16 protein-coding genes are annotated in these 19,599 nt (G+C 71.3%); 6 read left to right on the forward strand and 10 right to left on the reverse strand.

Annotated features, from left to right (window positions below; genetic code table 11):
* Positions 1-26: 26 nt before the first annotated feature.
* Positions 27-1,235: an acetate/propionate family kinase gene (locus QBL21_RS07875; RefSeq protein ID WP_407561281.1), complete on the reverse strand. Its 1,209-nt coding sequence runs from the start codon at positions 1,233-1,235 to the stop codon at positions 27-29.
* Positions 1,232-3,391, reverse strand: coding sequence for a phosphate acetyltransferase (pta, locus tag QBL21_RS07880; RefSeq protein ID WP_407561282.1), 2,160 nt, complete (start codon positions 3,389-3,391; stop codon positions 1,232-1,234). Before pta ends, QBL21_RS07875 begins: the two co-directional genes overlap by 4 nt.
* 263 nt (positions 3,392-3,654) lie before the next feature.
* Here pta and QBL21_RS07885 point away from each other — a divergent pair, with 263 nt between their 5' ends.
* From QBL21_RS07885 to QBL21_RS07900, 4 genes are all read left to right on the forward strand, one after another.
* A complete protein-coding gene (locus tag QBL21_RS07885; protein ID WP_407561283.1) occupies positions 3,655-4,680 on the forward strand; it encodes a 6-phosphofructokinase in 1,026 nt (341 codons plus the stop codon).
* A gap of 163 nt (positions 4,681-4,843) precedes the next feature.
* On the forward strand, positions 4,844-5,506 hold the full coding sequence (locus QBL21_RS07890; RefSeq protein ID WP_407561284.1) for a hypothetical protein: 663 nt from the start codon (positions 4,844-4,846) through the stop codon (positions 5,504-5,506).
* Positions 5,494-6,567, forward strand: coding sequence for a hypothetical protein (locus tag QBL21_RS07895; RefSeq protein WP_407561285.1), 1,074 nt, complete (start codon positions 5,494-5,496; stop codon positions 6,565-6,567). The genes QBL21_RS07890 and QBL21_RS07895 overlap by 13 nt, the downstream gene beginning before the upstream one ends.
* Before the next feature lie 76 nt (positions 6,568-6,643).
* Positions 6,644-7,234: a hypothetical protein gene (locus QBL21_RS07900; RefSeq protein ID WP_407561286.1), complete on the forward strand. Its 591-nt coding sequence runs from the start codon at positions 6,644-6,646 to the stop codon at positions 7,232-7,234.
* 13 nt (positions 7,235-7,247) lie between these two features.
* Here QBL21_RS07900 and QBL21_RS07905 read toward each other — a convergent pair whose 3' ends face one another.
* Positions 7,248-8,111: a LysR family transcriptional regulator gene (locus QBL21_RS07905; protein ID WP_407561287.1), complete on the reverse strand. Its 864-nt coding sequence runs from the start codon at positions 8,109-8,111 to the stop codon at positions 7,248-7,250.
* A 148-nt stretch (positions 8,112-8,259) separates the two neighbouring features.
* Between QBL21_RS07905 and QBL21_RS07910 the strand changes: the two genes are divergently transcribed.
* A complete protein-coding gene (locus tag QBL21_RS07910) occupies positions 8,260-9,129 on the forward strand; it encodes an oxidoreductase (protein ID WP_407561288.1) in 870 nt (289 codons plus the stop codon).
* Here QBL21_RS07910 and QBL21_RS07915 read toward each other — a convergent pair.
* The 4 genes from QBL21_RS07915 to QBL21_RS07930 all read right to left on the reverse strand — a co-directional run bounded on the left by QBL21_RS07915 (position 9,126) and on the right by QBL21_RS07930 (position 15,470).
* A complete protein-coding gene (locus QBL21_RS07915; RefSeq protein ID WP_407561289.1) occupies positions 9,126-9,674 on the reverse strand; it encodes a GNAT family N-acetyltransferase in 549 nt (182 codons plus the stop codon). The two genes, QBL21_RS07910 and QBL21_RS07915, sit on opposite strands and share 4 nt — an antisense overlap.
* 30 nt (positions 9,675-9,704) lie before the next feature.
* Complete coding sequence (locus tag QBL21_RS07920; RefSeq protein WP_407561290.1) at positions 9,705-10,079, reverse strand: hypothetical protein; 375 nt, start codon at positions 10,077-10,079, stop codon at positions 9,705-9,707.
* Positions 10,080-10,092: 13 nt separating this feature from the next.
* Complete coding sequence (locus tag QBL21_RS07925) at positions 10,093-14,667, reverse strand: RHS repeat-associated core domain-containing protein (RefSeq protein ID WP_407561291.1); 4,575 nt, start codon at positions 14,665-14,667, stop codon at positions 10,093-10,095.
* A 92-nt stretch (positions 14,668-14,759) separates the two neighbouring features.
* A complete protein-coding gene (locus QBL21_RS07930) occupies positions 14,760-15,470 on the reverse strand; it encodes a helix-turn-helix domain-containing protein (RefSeq protein ID WP_407561292.1) in 711 nt (236 codons plus the stop codon).
* Positions 15,471-15,617: 147 nt separating this feature from the next.
* Between QBL21_RS07930 and QBL21_RS07935 the strand changes: the two genes are divergently transcribed.
* Positions 15,618-16,160, forward strand: coding sequence for a lytic polysaccharide monooxygenase auxiliary activity family 9 protein (locus QBL21_RS07935; RefSeq protein WP_407561293.1), 543 nt, complete (start codon positions 15,618-15,620; stop codon positions 16,158-16,160).
* A 126-nt stretch (positions 16,161-16,286) separates the two neighbouring features.
* Here the strand turns inward: QBL21_RS07935 and QBL21_RS07940 are convergent, their stop codons facing one another.
* From QBL21_RS07940 to QBL21_RS07950, 3 genes are read right to left on the reverse strand one after another with little or no spacing between them, the layout of a single operon-like run.
* Positions 16,287-17,192, reverse strand: coding sequence for a carbohydrate ABC transporter permease (locus QBL21_RS07940; protein WP_407561294.1), 906 nt, complete (start codon positions 17,190-17,192; stop codon positions 16,287-16,289).
* Between the two features lie 4 nt (positions 17,193-17,196).
* Positions 17,197-18,186, reverse strand: coding sequence for a carbohydrate ABC transporter permease (locus tag QBL21_RS07945; protein WP_407561295.1), 990 nt, complete (start codon positions 18,184-18,186; stop codon positions 17,197-17,199).
* Between the two features lie 23 nt (positions 18,187-18,209).
* Positions 18,210-19,550 (reverse strand): ABC transporter substrate-binding protein, encoded by a 1,341-nt coding sequence (locus QBL21_RS07950; protein ID WP_407566343.1) that lies wholly within the window; start codon positions 19,548-19,550, stop codon positions 18,210-18,212.
* Positions 19,551-19,599 lie beyond the last annotated feature (49 nt).

The following is a 19,599-nucleotide window of genomic DNA, read 5'->3' on the forward strand; positions in this document are numbered from 1 at the left end:
TCCTATCGGTTTGTTCTCGACCGGAATTATTCCGGTGGAGGAAGCGCCGAGCCGCCCGCGCCGACCAGGTCACGGGTCTGGGTGGCGATCTCCAGCTCCTCGTCGGTGGGCACCACGGCGACCGTCACCCGGGAGCCGGGCGCGGAGACCACGCGGGGCGCTGAGCCGCGTACCGCGTTGCGCACCGAGTCCAGCTCGACGCCGAGCCACTCCAGGCCCCGCATCGACGCCTCCCGTACGGCGGCGGAGTTCTCCCCGACACCGGCGGTGAACGCGATGGCGTCCACCCGGCCGAGCACGGCGGTGTACGCACCGACGTATTTCCGGATGCGGTGGACGTACACGTCGAACGCCAGCTTCGCGCTCTCGTCGCCCTCGGCGATCCGGCGGCCGATCTCCCGCATGTCGTTGTCGCCGCAGAGGCCGACCAGCCCGCTGCGCTTGTTCAGCAGCGCGTCGGCCGCGTCCGTGTCCATGCCCGCCTCCCGGGCGAGATGGAAGATCACCGCCGGGTCCAGGTCCCCGCTGCGGGTGCCCATCACCAGGCCCTCCAGCGGGGTCATCCCCATCGACGTCTCCACGCACCGGCCGCCGGCCACCGCGGAGACGCTGGCGCCGTTGCCGAGGTGCAGCACGATCACGTGGAACCCCGCGGGGTCCGCCGGGTCGCGGCCGAGCAGCTCCGCGGTGGTGCGGGAGACGTAGGCGTGGGAGGTGCCGTGGAAGCCGTAGCGGCGGATGGCGTGGGCGTCGGCGGTGGCCGTGTCCAGGGCGTAGCGCCAGGCGTGCTCGGGGAGGGTGGCGTGGAAGGCGGTGTCGAAGACGGCGACCTGCGGCAGGTCCGGGCGCAGCTCGCGGGCGACGCGGATGCCCGCGATGTTCGCCGGGTTGTGCAGCGGGGCGAGCGGGACGAGCTTCTCCATCTCCGCCAGCACGCCGTCGTCGACGAGCGTCGGCTCGGTGAAGAGAGTGCCGCCGTGGACGGCGCGATGGCCGATGGCCAGCAGGTCGGGGGAGTCGAGACCGTGCCCGGCGGCGGCCAGCTCCTCGCCGACGGCGCGCAGCGCCGCCCCGTGGTCCGGCACGCCGCCCCGGGCCTCGGGCTCGCCGATCCGCTCGACGAGGCCGCGGGCGGGGCGGTCGGCGCCGGGGGTCGGCCCGGCCATGTCGATGAGCTGGTACTTCAGCGACGAGGAGCCGGAGTTGAGCACCAGGACCCGGGTCGGGGCGGTCACGGCCGGCCGCCCTGCGCCGGCGCGACGGTGCCCTGCGCCTGGACGGCGGTGATGGCCACCGTGTTGATGATGTCCTGCACGAGCGCGCCCCGGGACAGGTCGTTCACCGGCTTGTTCAGCCCCTGGAGCACCGGCCCCACGGCGATCGCGCCGGCCGTGCGCTGCACCGCCTTGTACGTGTTGTTGCCGGTGTTGAGGTCGGGGAAGACCAGCACCGTGGCCTGCCCGGCGACCCGCGACTCCGGCATCTTCGCGGCGGCCACGGTGGCGTCCACCGCCGCGTCGTACTGGATCGGGCCCTCGACCTCCAGGTCCGGCCGGCGGGCCCGTACCAGCTCGGTCGCCCGCCGCACCTTGTCGACGCCCGAGCCGGAGCCCGAGGTGCCGGTGGAGTACGACAGCATCGCCACCCGCGGCTCGACGCCGAACTGCGCGGCCGTCGCCGCCGACTGGATGGCGATGTCCGCGAGCTGCTCGGCGTCCGGATCGGGGTTGACCGCGCAGTCGCCGTAGACCAGCACCCGGTCCGCCAGGCACATGAAGAAGACGGACGAGACGATCGCCGCGCCCGGTGCGGTCTTGATCACCTCGAAAGCCGGGCGGACGGTCGCGGCCGTGGAGTGCGCGGCGCCGGAGACCATCGCGTCGGCCAGGCCCTGCTGCACCATCAGGGTGCCGAAGTAGTTGACGTTCCCGACGACGTCGTACGCCATGTCCACGCTGACGCCGCGGTGCGAGCGGTACTGCGCGTACAGCTCGGCGAAGCTCTCGCGCAGCGGCGAGACGCGCGGGTCGGTGATCCGGGCCGCGGCCGGGGCGCCCGGCTGCGCCGGCGGCTCGTCCGCGGCCAGCAGCGACAGGCTCAGCCCCAGCTCCGCGGCGCGCTTGCGGATCGTCTGCTCCTCGCCGAGGAGTGTGAGATCGCACACTCCGCGCCGTACCAGCACCTCCGCCGCCAGCAGCACCCGCTCCTCCGTGCCCTCCGGCAGCACCACGTGCCTGCGGTCGCCCTGCGCCCGCTCGATCAGCATGTGCTCGAACATCATCGGCGTCACGCGCCCGCTCGCCGCCACCGCCAGCCGGCCGGTGAGCTGCGCGGAGTCCACGTGCGACTCGAAGAGGCCGAGGGCGATGTCCGCCTTGCGCGGAGTCGCGGCGTTCAGCTCGCCGCGCAGCCCGACCAGCGCCGCGGCGGTGGGGAACGAGCCCTCGGCCACCGTGAGCAGCGGCGTCCCCGGCGCCAGCCGCTCCGCCAGCGCCATGATGTCCGGGCCGGGCCGCTCGTCGAGCGTCAGCAGCACGCCGGCGATCGCGGGGGAGCCCGCCGAGTGCGCGGCCAGCGCGCCGACGACGAGGTCCGCGCGGTCGCCGGGCGTGATGACCATGCAGCCCTCGCTCAGGGCCGGCAGGAACGCGGGCAGCATCGCGCCGCCGAAGACGAAGTCGCGCACGTCACGGGCCAGCCCGCCCGCGTCGCCGGCCAGCAGCCCGGCGCCGAGCGCGTCCCGTATCTGCGCGACCGTGGGCGCGGCGAGCACGGCGTCCTCGGGGATCACGTACACCGGCACGGGCAGGTGGGCGCCGATGTCCGCGGCGGCGGCGCGCGCCTGCGGGGCGGCGGCGGGGTCGACGCGGTTGGCGATCATCGCCAGGACGTCGCAGCCGAGGGAGGCGTACGCGTCGTGCGCGTTGCGCACCTCGGCGAGCACCGACTCGGCGGACTGCTCCGCCCCGCCGACCACGGGCAGCACGGCGGCGCCGCACTCGTTGGCGAGGCGGGCGTTGAGGGCCAGCTCGGCGGGGATGTTGGTGTCGGCGAAGTCGGTGCCGAGTATCAGCACGGCCTCGTACTCGGCGGCCACCTCGTGGAACCGCCCGACGAGCCGGGCCACCAGCGCGTCCGTACCCTCCTCGGCCTGGAGCGCGGACGCCTTCTCGTACGTCATCCCGAACACCCCGGCGCGCGGCTGGCTCAGCCGGTAGCGGGCGCGGAGCAGGTCGAAGACGGGATCGCGGGCGTCGGCGTCGGCGTGGGCCAGCGGGCGGAAGATCCCCACCCGGTCGACCTGGCGGGAGAGCAGCTCCATCATGCCGAGCTGGACGACCTGACGGCCGTCTCCGCGTCCGATGCCGGCGACGTAGACGCTGCGGGTCACTCCTGCACTCCATCCGTCGCGGTCCCGTCCGACCATACCGCCGGGCCGGGGACGGGCGCGCGGTGTACGGGGCGGGTCCCGGGGTAGCCGCGGGGTGACCGCAGGGGTGCCCGCCGGCGCGACCGCCGGAGTGACAGCCGGGATGACCGCCGGAGTGACCGTCGGGTGTGACAGAGGGTTAACCGGCTGTTCGGACGGGTGACTCCCGGAGCATGGGAGAATCGGCTTCGAGCATGCATGCGACTGGACCGAGCAGGAGAGACATGCGCATCGGAGTACTCACGGCAGGCGGAGACTGCCCCGGCCTGAACGCGGTGATCAGGTCGGTGGTCCACCGGGCCGTGGCCGGTCACGGCGACGAGGTGATCGGATTCGAGGACGGCTTCAAGGGACTGCTCGAAGGGCGGTACAGCAAGCTGGACCTCAACGCCGTCAGCGGCATCCTCGCCCGCGGCGGCACCGTCCTCGGCTCGTCCCGGCTGGAGCGCGACCGGCTCCGCGAAGCCTGCGAGAACACCGAGGAACTCAGCCGCGAGCTGGGCCTCGACGCGCTCATCCCGATCGGCGGCGAGGGCACCCTCACCGCGTCGGCGATGCTCGCCGACGCGGGGATGCCGGTCGTCGGCGTACCCAAGACGATCGACAACGACATCTCCGCCACCGACCGCACCTTCGGCTTCGACACCGCCGTCGGCGTGGCCACCGAGGCGATGGACCGGCTGAAGACCACCGCCGAGTCCCACCAGCGCGTCATGGTCGTCGAGGTCATGGGCCGGCACGCGGGCTGGATCGCGCTGGAGTCCGGCATGGCCGGCGGCGCCCACGGCATCTGCCTGCCGGAGCGCCCTTTCGACATCGGCAACCTGTGCAAGATGGTCGAGGAGCGCTTCGACCGGCACAAGAAGTTCGCCGTCATCTGCGTCGCCGAGGGCGCGCACCCGGCGGAGGGCACGATGGAGTACCAGAAGGGCGAGATCGACCAGTACGGCCACGAGCGCTTCACCGGCATCGGCAACCGCCTGGCCGTCGAACTGGAACGCCGCCTCGGCAAGGAGGCCAAGCCCGTCATCCTCGGCCACGTCCAGCGCGGCGGCACCCCCACGGCGTACGACCGCGTCCTGGCGACGCGCTTCGGCTGGCACGCGGTGGAGGCGGTGCACCGCGGCGACTTCGGGCAGATGACGGCGCTGCGCGGCACGGACATCGTGATGGCGCCGCTGGCGGAGGCGACGCGGGAGCTGAAGCGGGTGCCGGCGGACCGGATGGACGAGGCGGAGGTCGTCTTCTGACGGGCGCGCCGCCCGTGTCCGCACCGTGACCCAGCGGTCGCAAAGCCGTCCTTAACCCCCGGCTGTCGGTTCGGTAACGTACCGTGCACAGTTCGCCACCGGGGGACAAGAGGCCGCGCACCGGCGCCAGTTGTTCCCGACGACCGACCGGGAGCTTCTTGCCATGCGTACACGCACCGCCCTGACGGCCGCCGCCCTCGCGACGGCCGCCGCGCTGACGCTCACCGCCTGCGGGGACTCCGACTCCGGCGACAACGGGGGGTCGGAGAAGATCGAGGGCGCGAAGGACACCGCCTCGGACGAGCCTTCGTCACCGGCGGCGGAGGAGGAGACGCCGGAGGGTGCGCCGGATGTGTCGCTGCCTCAGGACATCAAGCTGGTCTTCGACTGGGAAGAGCCGTCGAAGCCGGATCACGCGGCGGCGCAGCGTGATGCGGAGAACTATGTGCGGAGCATCTACCGAGGGGTCGCGGAGCAGGAGCCGAAGGACCCCGCAGCGCAGTTCTACTCACGCGACCAGGCCCTGACGTACGCACAGGATCAGGTCCAGGCGTACGTGGACGGAGGTCTGACCGCGACCGGCACCGAACGCTACTACCAGGCCGAGGTGCGGACTTACGGCCGTTCGGTCGGGATCTCCTTCTGCGTCGATCAGTCGAAGATCTACGGCAAGAAGGTCGAGACGGGGGAGGTCCTGCGCACCGAGGAGAGTAGTGCCAGTTACCTGTTCTACCAGGTCAGCATGGGGAAGTACCCGGGGCGGGACGATGTCTGGCAGGCGACGTCGATCGACGTCGAGGGGGAGGCCGCACAATGCGAGCAGTGATCCGGGGAGGAGCATCGGCGATCTCGCTGCTGTGCGCGTTAGGGCTGGTGACGGGCGCGGGCGCGGCACGCGCGGATGCCCCCATCGACCGCGAAGTCGACGCAGGCGCCGACGACCAAGGGATCTGGGCCAGGACGGGCGGTGGCATCCAGTTCTCGGGGGCGGTCGAGGACGAAGGCGAGGGGCCCGGCAACCTCACGCCCACCACCGGCGGTTGGGATCCGCCTCCCTGCTGGTACGCGCCCTATCTGGGTGCCAAGGACTTCAAGCGGGTCACCAAGAAGTCCATCGAGGACCAGATGGCGATGCCGGGGATGACCGGCCACGCGGGCAGTGCGCTCCAGCAGTTACTCGACCACTACGAGGACGGCTATAGCTGGACGAACCACCCGGGCTTCAAGGACTGGAACGTCGAGAACGACGGGGACGGCATGTTCTGGGCCGGTGTCGAGAACCCGGCCGAGGAGGACGTCCTCGCTCGCGGCGAATGCTCCGACGTGCCGTTCTGGGTGGACAACGACGAGCCCCCGCCCGCGTGGGTGGAGGAGCAGGCCATCGACCCAGCGATGCTCGCCGAACTCGCCTACGAGCGCATGGTGGTGCCCGACACCGAGGCCGAGTTGCGGCCCGAGGGGGAGCAGACCGTCAACCTTCCCACCTGGGTGTGGCTGGACGGCGCCGAGTTCCAGCCGGTGACGGCGGAGGCCAGGATCCCCGCCCTGAACATGTGGGCGCGGACCACCGCCACCCCGGTCTCGCTGACCATCGACCCCGGCACCGACGACGCCGAACTGCACCCCGACGGCGGCCGGTGCCCGATGAACGACGACGGGACCGTCGGCACCCCGTACCGGAAGGGTGACTCCGACAAGATCCCGCCGTGCGGCGTGACCTACCTCCGCTCCACCGAGAGCACCGGCCCGTACGACTTCACCGCCTCGGTCACCTGGGAGGTGACCTGGAGCGCCTCGGACGGCACCAGCGACGAGCGGCTGCCCACCGGGATCATCGAGGCCACGCAGGAGCTCGACGTGCGGGAGATCCAGTCGATCGTGCGGTGATGTGTCGGGGCGCGACCCGCGGGGGCATGATGGTGGGCCGGCAGCGGCCGTGTCGCGTGGGAAGGGTGGGCAGGAGATGACGTTCCGGCAGCACTTGAAGCAGGAGGCGTACCGGATCCTGGACACGTTCCCGCTGGAGCTGAGACCCGAGATCTACGTCGTCGCCCTCCAGCTCTACCGCGTCGACCAGGACGCCCGCTACCCCTACGTGTCCGTCGGCTACAACACCGAGGCGCAGATACGCCGCGAGCGCGAGGCGGCGCGCGGCGAGCTGGACCCGGACGGCGAGGTGCGCTGGTCGTACGCGTACTGGATCCTGGACGGCTTCGAGCGCGTCGGCCACGTGCCGGAGGATCCCGTGGGCACCGTGCTGCACCGGGCGGAGGCGACGGCGAAGGGGCTGTGGTTCGAGGACGAGGAGCCGTTCTCGGACCGGTGGTCCGCGGTGTACGACATGCTGTGCGCGGACTTCGCGGACGACTGCGTGGACGTGGCCCGGCACCTGCACGAGACGGGGCGTGTCGAGGAGGTGCTGGGGCGGCCGGTGCCGGTGGTGCTGTTCGACATGGACGATCCGGAGGAGCAGATCCCGCTCACGGCGGAGGCGAACCCGCCGGAGCTGGTGGCGGACTATCTGGCGTGGCAGCAGGCGCAGGTGGAGGAGTAGCGCGCGAGGGTTCTCACAGCTCCGTCGCCGTGCGGATCAGCCGCGCGAGGGCCAGGGACCGGCTGTGCGCGGGCCACGCGATGTGGGTGACGACCGGCGGCGCGTCGGTCAGCGGGACGGCGGCGTGCTCGGCCCACAGCCAGGCGCGGGCGGATTCGGGGAAGACGGCCACGGTGCGGCCGAGGGCGATCAGTTGGGCCAGTTGCGTCTGGTCGTGGATCTCGGGGCCCTCGCCGGGTGCGTCGCGGGACCAGCGGGCCATCGGCAGACCGGGGATGCCGGCGACGCCGGCGAGGGTCAGGGCCGCACGGGCGGCGAGGGGGTGCGCGGCGGGCAGGATGGCGATCTGGCTCTCGGTCGCCAGCTCCTCGGTGTCGAAGCCGGCGAGGGAGTTGAACGGGGCGTGCATGAGCGCCACGTCGGCGCGGCCGTCGCGCAGCATCTCCCCCTGTTCGCAGGTGCCGCTGGGCAGCACCTCGATCTCGGCGGCGTCGGGCTCGGCCGCGTAGGCGTCGAGGAGCTTGTGCAGCAGTTCGTGGGACGCGGCGGCCTTCACCGCCAGCACGAGGCGGCTGCCGGAGCCGCGCGCGTCTTCGGCGCTGCCGGTGCCGCCGGCGCGGCGGGTGCGGCGGGCGGCGGCGGTGACGGCGTCGAGGGCCGCGCGGCCCTCGTGCAGCAGCATCTCGCCGGCGCCGGTCAGGGCGACGCCGCGGCGGTTGCGCTCCAGCAGGCGGACGTCGAGGCGCCGTTCGAGCTGCTGGATAGCCCGGGACAGCGGCGGCTGGGCGATACCGAGGCGGTCGGCGGCGCGGCCGAAGTGCAGTTCCTCGGCGACGGCGACGAAGTAGCGCAGCTCGCGGGTCTCCAGGGTGTCCACGACCACAGCCTACGTCGGTGATACCTGCCGGGTATGACAGGCCACCGTCCCGGTATTGGAGGCGCGGCCGGGCGCCGAGCGACCATCGACGCCACGGCGGCACCGCCCCCGCACTCCGCCGTACGGACCCGACAGCAAAGGCACAGCCATGACCACACCCCCACCGCCCGGCGGAACCTGGACCCTGGGCGACCTGACCGTCACCCGCTTCGGCTACGGCGCCATGCAACTCGCCGGCCCCGGCGTCATGGGCCCGCCCGCCGACCGCGGCGGCGCGCTCGCCGTCCTGCGCGAGGCGGTCGCCCTCGGGATCACGCACGTCGACACGGCCGGTGCGTACGGCCCGCGCCACACCAACCGGCTGATCCGCGAAGCCCTGCACCCCTACCCGCCGACGCTGCACCTCGCCACCAAGGTCGGCGCCGTCCGCGACCCGCAGGGCGGCTGGCCTCCCGCCCGGCGGCCCGAGGACCTGCGCCGCGCCGTCCACGAGAACCTGGAGGACCTCGGCCTTGACACGCTCGACGTCGTCAACCTCCGCCTCGGCGACGCCCGCGGCCCCCTGCCCGGCTCGCTCGCCGAGCCCTTCGAGACCCTCGCCGGACTCCGCCGGCAGGGCCTGATCCGCCACCTCGGCGTGAGCAACGCGACGGCCGGACAGGTCGCCGAGGCCCGGTCGATCGCGCCGGTCGTCTGCGTACAGAACATGTACAACCTCGCCCACCGGCAGGACGACGACCTGATCGACGACCTCGCCGCCCGGGGCATCGCCTACGTGCCCTTCTTCCCGCTCGGCGGCTTCACCCCGCTCCAGTCCACCGCGCTGTCCGCCGTGGCCGCGCGGCTGGACGCGACACCGACGGCGGTCGCCCTGGCATGGCTGCTGCGCCGGTCGCCGAACATCCTGCTCATCCCCGGCACCTCGTCGGTGGCGCACCTGCGCGAGAACGCCGCGGGCGCGGGACTCGCGCTCTCCGACGGGGACATGGCGGAGCTGGACGGGATCGGCCGCCGCTAGGCCGGGGGAGCGGTGGCCGCCCGCGGCGACGGGAGGTCGAGCCGCCAGACGACCTCGTCGTCCTGGACGAGGTCCGTACGCACCAGCCCCGCGGTGGCCGCCACGGCGGCGGAGGCGTGGTGCCCGGGGTGGACGTGCGCGACGACGGCCCGCAACGGCAGCCGCGCGAGCCTCCTGACCAGCCCCCGGGCGGCCTCACCGGCGAGGCCCTGCCCCTGCCACGGAGTCCCCACCACCCAGGCGACCTCGGCGACGCGGTCCCGGATGGTCACCTGCACGTACCCGCAGAGCCCGCCGCCCTCCCGCACCCGCAGCACCCAGTTCCCCCACACGGTCCCGCCCCCGGGCGCCCCGGCGGCCAACCGCGCGTAGCGCGCCCGCAGTTCGCCGAGCGGGGGCGGGGAGCCGCCGGTGAAGACGTAGAGCGCGGGATCGGCCAGCACGCCGGCCATCTCGTCGGCGTGTGCGACGCGCAGCGGCAGCAGGTCGAGCCGCACGGTCCGCACGACCTCGCCCGCAACGGCGGCCAGTTCGGTAGCGCTCACCGGCCCGTACGTCCGTGATCGGCCGGCCGCTCAGCCCTCATCGGCGCCGTCTTCGATCTGGGCACGGGTCGCTCCCTCGGGAACGCTGACGGAGAAGGAGTAGGAATCGTCACAGAAGACGAGTTCCACGTCGGACGGCACCAGCTTCCGGTACCAGGCCGCGAACTCCGCTGCCAGCCCGAAAGGGCCGTCCAGGTAGATGCACGTCCCGTCGATGTGGGAGCGGCCCTCGACTTCGCCCTCGCTGTTTCGATACGTCCACGTGACGTCGCGGACCTCGCGGCGCGCCTCGTCGCCGCTGCTCACCGTCAGGGTCGCCGTGGGCCAGTCGGCCTCCAGCCGCTGCGCCAGCAGGTCGCGGGAGACGTGGAACTTCTTGCTGTCGAATACGGCGAGGTATGTCACACTCTGCTCCTTGCTATGGGGCTAGGTCGACGCGTCCCGGGATGCCGTGCTGCTGCATCTTGCCCTGGAAGAAGGGTACGGCGTCGGGGTGGTTCGTGATGACGCGGAGCCCGGTGAGCGGATTCGCCGGATCGTTGATGACCGCCCCGTACCTTGCGAACTCGTCGTCGATCTCGTCCACGATTTTGGTGCGGATGAAGTCGGGTATGTTCGGAGAATCGGGAATGAACGGGCTGCGTCCCGGCTTTTCGACGAACTTCGTGTCCAGCAGTTCACCCGTGTTGGCGTCTATGCCGTCCGCCCAGACACGTTCTCCGCCGCCGGCAGCCCGGTACTCCGTCGGCCCGCAATGCCGGATCTGGTATGCCTGGGAGTTTCCCTTTCCGACGGCCGCCCGGGTGTCCAGCGAGAACTTGAACTTCGTGAGGCACGGAGTCAGGCCGTTCGGGTCCGCCCAGGTGGTCGGGTTGTGCACGTAGCTCGCGGGATTGGGCGCGGGTGCGAGTCCGAGGGGGTCGGGGGTGAGGTAGCGAGCGGTTTCCGGGTCGTAGTGGCGGAAGTAGTTGTAGTGGAGGCCGGTCTCCGGATCGTGGTACTGCCCGGGAAAACGAAGAGGCGTGTACGCCGTTGCACCGCTGTTCCACGACGTGCTGCCCCACAGGGTGCTCCGGCTGCGCCACGCCACGGTTCCCGACTCGTCGACCAACTCCCGCGGCGTACCGATGAGGTCGGTGACGATCGCGAAGAACCGGCTGTCGATCTCGCTCTGGGGCGCGTCGGCGGCGTGGATGCGTTCCGTCTGGGCTACCGGGCTCAGTCGGTCGTGATCCCAGCTCATCGTGACCGCGTGCGCGCTCCCGGCCGAGCGCGAGGTCTGTTCGCAGAGCAGCGTGCCGTCCCAGACGAAGTCGACGCGCTCGACCACGGTCCCGCCGTCAGGTGCCATCCGCTCCTTGGCGACGCGGCGGCCCAGCGGGTCGTACGTGTAGCGCCAGCGCGCGCCGTCCGGTGTGGTGACCGAGGTCAGCCGGTCTTCGGCGTCCCACTCGTAGCGCCAGGTCTCCGGCTTGCGCGAGAGCCTCTTCTTCTGGCGCAGCACGATGCGGCCCAGGGAGTCGTGTTCGTAGCGCACGTTGCCCGCGCCGGTGATCCGGGTGCCCGTGTACGAGCGGGGGCCCACGGCGTCGCGTTCCGGATGGGTGGCCGGCCAGTCGGCCGCGGTCTGGTTGCCCGCGGCGTCGTAGGCGTACCGCTCGGTCCAGTCACGTGCCCGGACGGCGAGCACCCGGCCGGTCGGGTCGAGGTCGAAGCTCCGGGAGCCGGCGAGGCGGTCGTCCTCGCGTACCAGGTGGCCGTCGGAGCGGTAGGTGTAGGACCGCTGCTGGATCCGGCTGCCCCCGGGTGCGGTCACCGTCTGGCCGGACAGGTGGCCGAGGTCGTCGTAGTCGTGGGAGATGGTGGCGAAGCCGCCGATCCGCCGGGATATCTCCCGCCCGATGCCGTCGAGTTCGAAGGCGATCGTGCGTTCGGCCGCGGTGAGCGTCGTACGCCGTGACCGGGAGTCGTAGCTCCAGGTGCTGACGTGCCCGGCCGGTGTCGTGCGGCGGGTGCGCCTCCCGGCGGCGTCGTAGGAGTAGGTGGTCTCGCGTCCGTTCACGGAGGCGGACGTGAGCCGCCCCGCCGGATCCCACACCTGTACGACGGTGCTGTCCGGGTTCTCCGCACGGGTCAGCCGGCCGGCCTGGTCGTAGGCGTAGTGCGTGGCCCGGCCGTCGGCCTCCTTCCGGACGATCTGCCCCAGCGCGTCATGCCGGTAGTGGACGGATCGGCCGAGGTCGTTCGTGATCGTGACGACGCGACCGGCCGGGTCGAGGTCGTACGACAGCGTGCGGCCGTCGAAGTCCGTCTCGGCGACCAGCCGCCCTGCCGCGTCGTAGGAGTAACTCCACGCCAGACCCTGCGGGTTGACGACCTCGGTGAGGCGCAGCTCCTGGTCGTGACGGAACTCGTAACGGGTGCCGTCGGGTTCCGTGCGCGCCGTGAGCAGGTCGAAGTGGGTGTACTCGTAGCGGGTGACGCCCGAGTTCGCGTCCGTGTGGCCGGTGCAGTTCCCCTCGCCGTCGTACGTCCAGGAGTCGGCGCTGCCGTCCGCGTGGACGACCTGGGCGAGCCGGCCCTCGGTGGTCCACCGGAGGCGTTTCGTGCCGGCGGCGGTCCCCGTGATCAGGACCGGTCGTCCGAAGCCGTTCCGCTCGTGGTGCACCGTGCCGCCGTACGGGTCGACGGTCTCCACCGGCAGGCCCGCCGCATCGGTCCGGATGCGGGTGGTGTCGCCTGCGGGGTCGGTCATCGCGACGAGGTGACCGGACCCGTCGACGTGCAGGTGCGTGGTCGCACCGGCCTGGTCCGTGTAGCGCGTGACGTTGCCGCGGTCGTCGTACTCGCAGCGAATCTTCTGCGCGTCGGGAAGCGTGATCTCGGTGGGCAGCCCCAGGCGGTTGTACGTGTACCGCGTGACGGCACCGTCCGACCGCTCGATCGAAAGCGGCAGACCCGACTCGTCACGGGTGAAGAGAGTGGTCTGGCCCAGTGGGTCCTGCCAGGACCGCACGTGGTGGTGCTCGTCGTACGACGTGCGGGTGACGCCGCCGCACGGATCGATCTCGGCGACGACCTGGCAGTCGTCGTTGACGACGAAGCGGGTGACGGCGCCCTCGCCGTTCTCCACCGTGGTGATCCTGCGTCCGGGCCACTCGTCGTCCGCGTTGTCGTAGCGGAAGGTGCTGGTGAGGTGGCCGCCCTGGCCGGCCTGGCGAACACACCGGTCCTGATCGTCGTAGACGTAGGAGTAGCCGCTGTCGTTGCGGTCGGTCCACGAGACGATGCGGGAGCGGGCGTCGTACCCGAAGCGCAGGGGCAGGCCGGAGGAGTTGACGTCCTCGGTGAGGTTGCCGTGGTCGTAGCCGAAGCGCTTGACGACCACGTCGTCGGAGCCCTTCAGGATCAGGGCGGTGACGCGGCGGCCCTCGGTACGGAGTTCCAGGTGGTAGCCGCCGGAGTGGCGGATGTCGGTGGGCGTGCCGAGATCGTCGTGGACGAAGTCGATCGTGTGGCCGTTGCGGTCGGATATCCGTGAGATGAGGGCGAGCCCCGCGTCGTCCGGTGGGGCGAAGTGGCGCGTGTGACCGGAGGCCGGGCCGGTCACGGAGTAGGCACCGGACTCCAGAAGCGTCAACGGCCACCTGGGGCCGGTCTCGGGGTACGCGACGGCACCGGGGTGCTCCGGGTGGGGGTAGGACAGTAGGAGGCCGTCCTCGGTGGCGAAGACGATGCCGGCCTCGGCGATCTCCAGATGCTGGTCGACGCTTGAGGACCACGAGGGCCCGAACCACTGCCCGGCGCGGTACGCCGATGACGAGCGGCGCCTGAACACGAGTGGCAGTGCGCCGGGCAGAGCGATGTCGGTCTGCTCCAGGAACATGTGTCCCGTCGCGGCATCGACGGGGTCGCCGCAGCCGCGGACGACGCTCTTGAGGCGGTTGTACGCGCCCTTGGCGCCGTTGGCGAGCATGTCCCCGCCGCGCTTGGCGAGCCCGAGGACGGCGGACTTCATGGACTTCAGCCCTGCCAGCCCGCCCTTGAGCCCTTTGAGGCCCTTGGCGAGGCCGCCGAGGGTGGTGAGGCCCTTCAGGCCGGGGATGCAGTCCAGGGCGGCGAAGGCGACGTCCCACAGGGACGCTTCGCCGTTCATGTACTTCACGAGGGTGTCCGCCAGGACCACCAGGGCGGCGGCGAGGACGACCCAGGCCAGGGGGCCGCCGATGATGAGGACGACGATGCCGAGGACGGCGACGATGACCTTGCAGACGGTGACGATGGTGTCCCAGTTGTCCTTGACCCAGTCGACCGCCTTCTCCCACCACTTGCGGTTCTGGATGCCCGCGTCGGAGGCGTCCTCCAGTTTGTCCTTCGCGTCGGAGGCGGCGTCCTCGCGCATCTTCTTGGCGTCGGCGGCCATCTTCTTCGCCGCTTCCAGGCCGGATTCGGCGTTGTCGACGGCCGTCTGGGCGCTGGTCTGGGCGGACTTGGCGTCGGTGGCGTTGCGGGTGGCGGCCCGTACCTCGGAGTCGTCGGGTTTTTCCTTGCCCTCCTTCTCGTCGTACTCCTCGGTCTTGGCGGTGGCGCGTTCGACCCAGGAGGTGGCCGAGTCCAGGCGGCCGGCCGCGGCGGACAGTTCGCTGCGGGCCTCGCGGCCCCTGGCCAGTGCCTTGTCCGCGAGCGACTGGGCGCGTTCCAGCTTCGGCCAGTACGCGGCGAGCGCGTCGCCCGCGAGGTCGTAGGAGCGCTGGAGTTTCCTGAGGTTCTTGGGGACCTCTTCGAACTCGTCCTGGAACGCCTTCGCGGTCTTGCCCGCCCAGCGCAGGAGGGCGTCTTCGCCGGCCATGCCCTTGATCTGGCGTAACGCGTCCGCAACGTCGTCGGCGAAGTCGTGTAACTCCCGGGCGAGTTGCTTCACCCGGTCCGGATCGCCCGGCGTGGGGTCCTCGTCCAGGTCGAGCACGTGCCAGTCCGTCGGACGGTTGCCCACCGGTTCCGCCCCCCAGGCGTGCGCGTGGTCGCTTCCGTTTCGTACACCGTAGCGACAACCGAACCGGTGGGTGAAGGTCGCCGGGCGGCGCGTCAGTTGCGGAGGAGTTCCCAGAAGCGGGGGAGTAACTGCTGGAGGTACGCGGTCACCGCCGCGGTGGTGTCGGAGGCGGGGTCCTCGCCCCAGTTGCGGGCGGCGGCGGAGCGGGCCTGGTACTCCTCGTGGAGGGTGCTGAGGGCGCGTTCGAGGGGGCGGCGGGGGAGGCGGGTGAGGCGGGCGATGGGGCGGACCTGGGGTTGCCAGCGGGTGGTGGCGGCGTCGCGGAGGTGGCGGGCCAGGGGTTCGCTGCGGCCGGTGAGGTCCAGGAGGTCGGGGAGGGGCAGGCGCAGGAGGTAGGCGAGTTGGGTGGCCTGGGATTCGGTGCCGGGCCAGCGGCCGGTGCGTTCGGCGCTGAGGTACGTCGAGGGGTCCATGCCGATGTGGCGGGCCACGTCGTCCAGGGGCAGGCCGTGGGCGCGGCGGTGGGCGTGGAGCGAGGTGGAGGAGCCCATCAGGTCGGCCGGGGTGCACCACAGGGCGCCGGCCAGGGCGTCGAGTTCCGGCCGCGTGGGGCGGGCGTGGCCCTTCTCCCAGTCGGCCACCGCGGCGGCGGGTACGGCCATGCCGTAGGCGGCGTGCATGCCGTACGCGACGTGGTCGTGGCCCAGACCTAAAGCGCGGCGTAATCGACGGGCCGCCGCGGGGTCGAAAGGTGGTGTGTGCTCCGGCGGGACGGCGCCGGAGTCGGGCGCCTTTGTCGTCACACGGTCACCGTAGGTAGTGGTGCACCTCGTTATCAACCGTGCGTTCCGCCGAAAGCCGGGGAGAGAGGCGTACGGGCCCAAGGGGTTGACGGTGGACGGCCAATAGCTAAAGTCTAGACCAATGACCCCCCACGCAAGGAGAGTTGTATGCACCGCAGCACCAAGCCTGCCGGCAAGCGTCGCAACGCCACCCGCGCGGCCGTCGTCGGCGCCGGCATAGCACCGCTGCTCCTCCTCGCCGTCCCGTCCCAGCAGGCGAGCGCGCACGGCTGGATCACGTCCCCGCCGAGCCGCCAGCAGCAGTGCGCCCAGGGCGTCGTCCCGTGCGGCGGCATCAAGTACGAGCCGCAGAGCGTCGAGGGCCCCAAGGGCCTGACGAGCTGTAGCGGCGGGAACCAGGGCTTCGGCGAGCTGGACGACGACGGCCGGGGCTGGAACGTCACCAACGTCGGCAGCACCACGACGTTCAACTGGAAGATCACCGCCCGGCACCGCACCAGCACCTGGCAGTACTTCGTCGGCGGCCAGAAGGTCGCGGAGTTCAACGACGGCGGCGCCCAGCCGCCGGCCGAGTTCAGCCACTCCGTCAACTTCGGCGGCATCACCGGCAAGCAGAAGGTGCTCGCCGTGTGGAACGTCGCCGACACCGGCAACGCCTTCTACGCCTGCGTCGACGTCAACATCGGCTGATGACCGACGTCCGGTAGACCCCGGCGTCTGGACCCCGGCGTCGCGGCGCACGCGCCCGGCGGGCTTCCCGCCGGGCGCGTGCGCGCGGCCCTCGCGGGCTGCGGTGGAGGGCCGGCCAGGCCCCGGTCAGCCCTTCACCGCGCCGCCCAGCGCGAAGCCGCCGCCCAGGCGGCGGGCGATCAGCACGTACAGCAGGACCGCCGGCGCCGAGTAGATGATCGAGAACGCGGCCAGCTCCCCGTAGACCACCGAGCCCATGTTGCCGAACAGCTCGAAGATCGAGACGGAGGCCGGCATCTGGTCGGGGCTGAGCAGCAGCATGAAGGGGACGAAGAAGTTCCCCCACATCATGATGAACGAGAAGACCGTCACCACCGTGACGCCCGGGCCCATCAGCGGCAGGATGACCCGTACCAGCGCCTGCATCGACGAGGCGCCGTCCGTCCAGGCCGCCTCCTCCAGCACCTTCGGCACCCCGTCCATGAAGTTCTTCATCAGCCAGATCGCGAACGGCAGTTGCGAGCTGGCCAGGAAGAAGGCCGTGCCGGACACCGTGTCGATGAGGTTGATCTGCACGAACAGCCCGTAGACCGGCACCATGATGGCGGTGATCGGCAGGCTGGTGGTGAAGAGGATCGTCAGCATGAACGGGCGGTTCAGCCGCGAGCTGAAGCGCGACAGCGGGTACGCCGCCAGCGCCGCCGCGACGACCGTGATGGCCGTCGCCGAGCCGCACAGGATCAGGCTGTTGAGCAGCGGGCGGAAGCTGATGTCCGTGGTCATCACGGCGTCGAAGTTGTCCCAGGTGACGTCCTTCGGCGGCCGGGCGGTCAGGCCCGAGTCCGCGTCTACGGACGCGAACAGCAGCCAGGCCAGCGGCAGGACGAACGCCAGCGCCGCGAGCAGCAGGCACAGGTCGGCGGCCAGCCGGCGGCTGTTGTTGCGCGCGCCGAGCGTGCCGGCCAGGCCGCGCCGGCGGGGCGGCCGGGGGCCCGGCGGCGGGGTGTCGCGGGTGAGCGTGGACGTGGGCATCGGTTCATACCTCCGTACGCAGCATCCGCATGTACACCAGCGAGAACAGGGCGCCCACCAGCAGCAGGAGCAGGGCGACCGCCGTGCCGTAGCCGAGCAGGTTGTTCTTGAACGCCTGCTCGTACATGAACAGCGGCAGCGTCTGGCTGCGGTCGCCCGGGCCGCCGCGGGTCATCGCCCAGATCAGCCCGAAGACCGAGAGGGTCTGGAGGGTGTTGAGCATCAGGTTGGTGGCGATCGAGCGCCGGATCATCGGCAGCGTGACGTGCCACAGCTTGCGCCAGCCGCCCGCGCCGTCCACCTCCGCCGCCTCCGTGATCTCCTTCGGGATTTCGGAGAGCGCGGCCGAGTAGACGAGCATCGAGAACGCCGTGCCGCGCCAGATGTTGGCGAACGACACGGCCAGGATCGGGAGCGTGTACAGCCAGTTCTGGCTGGGCAGATGGAGCCAGTCGAGGACGGAGTTGAGGGTGCCCTCGCGGCGGAAGAAGGCGTAGAGCAGGAAGCCGGCGACGACCTCGGGCACCACCCACGCGGTGATGACGATCGCGCCCGTGACGGTACGCACCGTCTTCGAGGCCCGCTGCATCAGCGACGCGAGCGCGAGCCCGATGGTGTTCTGGCCGACGATCGACGACAGGATCGTGAAGACCAGCGTCAGCCAGACGGCGTTGATGAAGCCCTCGTCGCCGAAGGCGGTACGGAAGTTCTCCAGGCCGACGAACGACGACTCCGCCTGGCCGGACAACTGGAGGTCGGTGAAGGCGATCCACACGCAGTACGCGATGGGGCCGGCCAGGAACAGCAGCATCAGGACGACGGACGGACCCACGGGCAGCGCCCGCAGGAGCGCGCGCAGCACGGACTTCGGCGGCTGCGCGTCCTTCCGCGGTCCGGTGCGGTGGCGGTGGCCGCCGCCCGCCTGGCCGGGGACGCGCGCCGCGGCGGCGGCGTCCCTGGGCCCGGCGGGGGCGGGGGTGTGCTTGGTCACCATGGCCTCTCGGGCTGCTCGCGCCGCTACTTCTCGACCACCTCGCCGTCGGTGATCGAATCGAGCTGGTCGTCGTAGCCCTTCGCGGCGTCCTCGGCGGAGGCGTCGCCGGTGGTCACCTGCTCCATGGCCTCCTGGATGGCGGTGGAGACCTGCGGGTAGACCGGGAGCGCCGGGCGGTAGTGGGTGTCCTCGACCAGGCCGGTGAAGAACTCGACGCCCGGGACGTACGCCTGGTAGTCGGGGTCGGCGGCGACGTCCTCACGGACGGCGATCTGGCCGTTGGCGATGGTCAGCCGGGTGTTGTTCTTCCGCGACTGGGCGATTTTCATGAACTCGAAGGCCAGGTCGGCGTTGTTGGCCTTGGCGGGGATGGACCAGGCCCAGCCGCCGGACATGCTGACCCGGCCGGGCGCCTGGCCGTTCTGGGTGGGCATGGCCGCCTGGCCGAGGACCTCGGTCCACTCGGGCCACGGCTTGGGCCCGGTCTCCAGCCAGTTGTTCGACATCCAGGAGCCGTCGAGGTCGATGGCGAGCTTGCCCTCGGGCAGCCACTCGGTGCCGACCTTGGTGCCGATGTTCGGGTCGAGGGCTTCCTGTGGCTCGGGGCCGAGGCCCTCGTTGTAGACGGTGTGCACGAAGTCGAGGGCGTCGGTGAAGCCCTGGCTGCCGGAGACCCACTTCTCCGCCTTCGGGTCGTACAGCGGGTCTTCGCCCGTGCCGTACAGCAGCATCTCGAAGCCCTGCATGGAAGCGGCCTCGCCGGCGGGCTTGCCGGTGTAGACGTTCAGGGGGATGACGTCGGGCACCTCGCGCTTGATGGTGCGGGCGGCTTCCAGCACGTCGTCCCAGGTCTTCGGCTGCCAGTCGACGGGGAGCCCGGCCTGCTCGAAAAGCTCCTTGTTGTACCAGAGCCCGCGGGTGTCGGTGCCGTCCGGTACGCCGTACGTCTTGCCGTCCTCGCCCTGCGCGGCGGTCTTCGCCGTGTCGATGTACTGACCCCAGTCCTTCCAGTCCTTGAGGTAGTCGTCGAGGGGGGTGAGCAGGCCGGCGGTGATATCGGAGTTGATCAGGAAGGTGTCTTCGTAGACCAGGTCGGGGGCGGTCTTGGGGGACCGCAGCATCTGCTGGACCTTGGTGTAGTACTGCTCGTCCGGCACTTGAACCGGGATCAGTTCGACCTTCTTGCCGGGGAACTTCTTCTCGAACTCCTTCTTCACCGCCTCGATCTCGCGGTCGAAGATCTTGTTCTTCGCGTCGGTGGACTTCTTGAACTGGACCTTGACGGTGTCCGGATCGCTGCCGGAGTCTCCGCAGGCGGAGAGCGCGGTGGCGGCGAGCACGGCGGTCAGCGTGGCGGCGAGCATGGGGGAAACTGGGCGGTGCACGTCGGGACCTCCCTGCGGCTCGGGGCGA

The organism is Streptomyces sp. 184 (assembly GCF_045781775.1).
Classification (GTDB): domain Bacteria; phylum Actinomycetota; class Actinomycetes; order Streptomycetales; family Streptomycetaceae; genus Streptomyces.

Bases quoted from the DNA above. Each gene is read 5' to 3' on its own strand.
- QBL21_RS07885 (WP_407561283.1), top strand. From the start codon at position 3,655: ATGCGCATCGGAGTACTCACGGCAGGCGGAGACTGCCCCGGCCTGAAC.
- QBL21_RS07890 (WP_407561284.1), top strand. From the start codon at position 4,844: ATGCGTACACGCACCGCCCTGACGGCCGCCGCCCTCGCGACGGCCGCC.
- QBL21_RS07895 (WP_407561285.1), top strand. From the start codon at position 5,494: ATGCGAGCAGTGATCCGGGGAGGAGCATCGGCGATCTCGCTGCTGTGC.
- QBL21_RS07900 (WP_407561286.1), top strand. From the start codon at position 6,644: ATGACGTTCCGGCAGCACTTGAAGCAGGAGGCGTACCGGATCCTGGAC.
- QBL21_RS07910 (WP_407561288.1), top strand. From the start codon at position 8,260: ATGACCACACCCCCACCGCCCGGCGGAACCTGGACCCTGGGCGACCTG.
- QBL21_RS07935 (WP_407561293.1), top strand. From the start codon at position 15,618: ATGCACCGCAGCACCAAGCCTGCCGGCAAGCGTCGCAACGCCACCCGC.
- QBL21_RS07940 (WP_407561294.1), bottom strand. From the start codon at position 17,192: ATGCCCACGTCCACGCTCACCCGCGACACCCCGCCGCCGGGCCCCCGG.
- QBL21_RS07945 (WP_407561295.1), bottom strand. From the start codon at position 18,186: ATGGTGACCAAGCACACCCCCGCCCCCGCCGGGCCCAGGGACGCCGCC.
- QBL21_RS07950 (WP_407566343.1), bottom strand. From the start codon at position 19,550: ATGCTCGCCGCCACGCTGACCGCCGTGCTCGCCGCCACCGCGCTCTCC.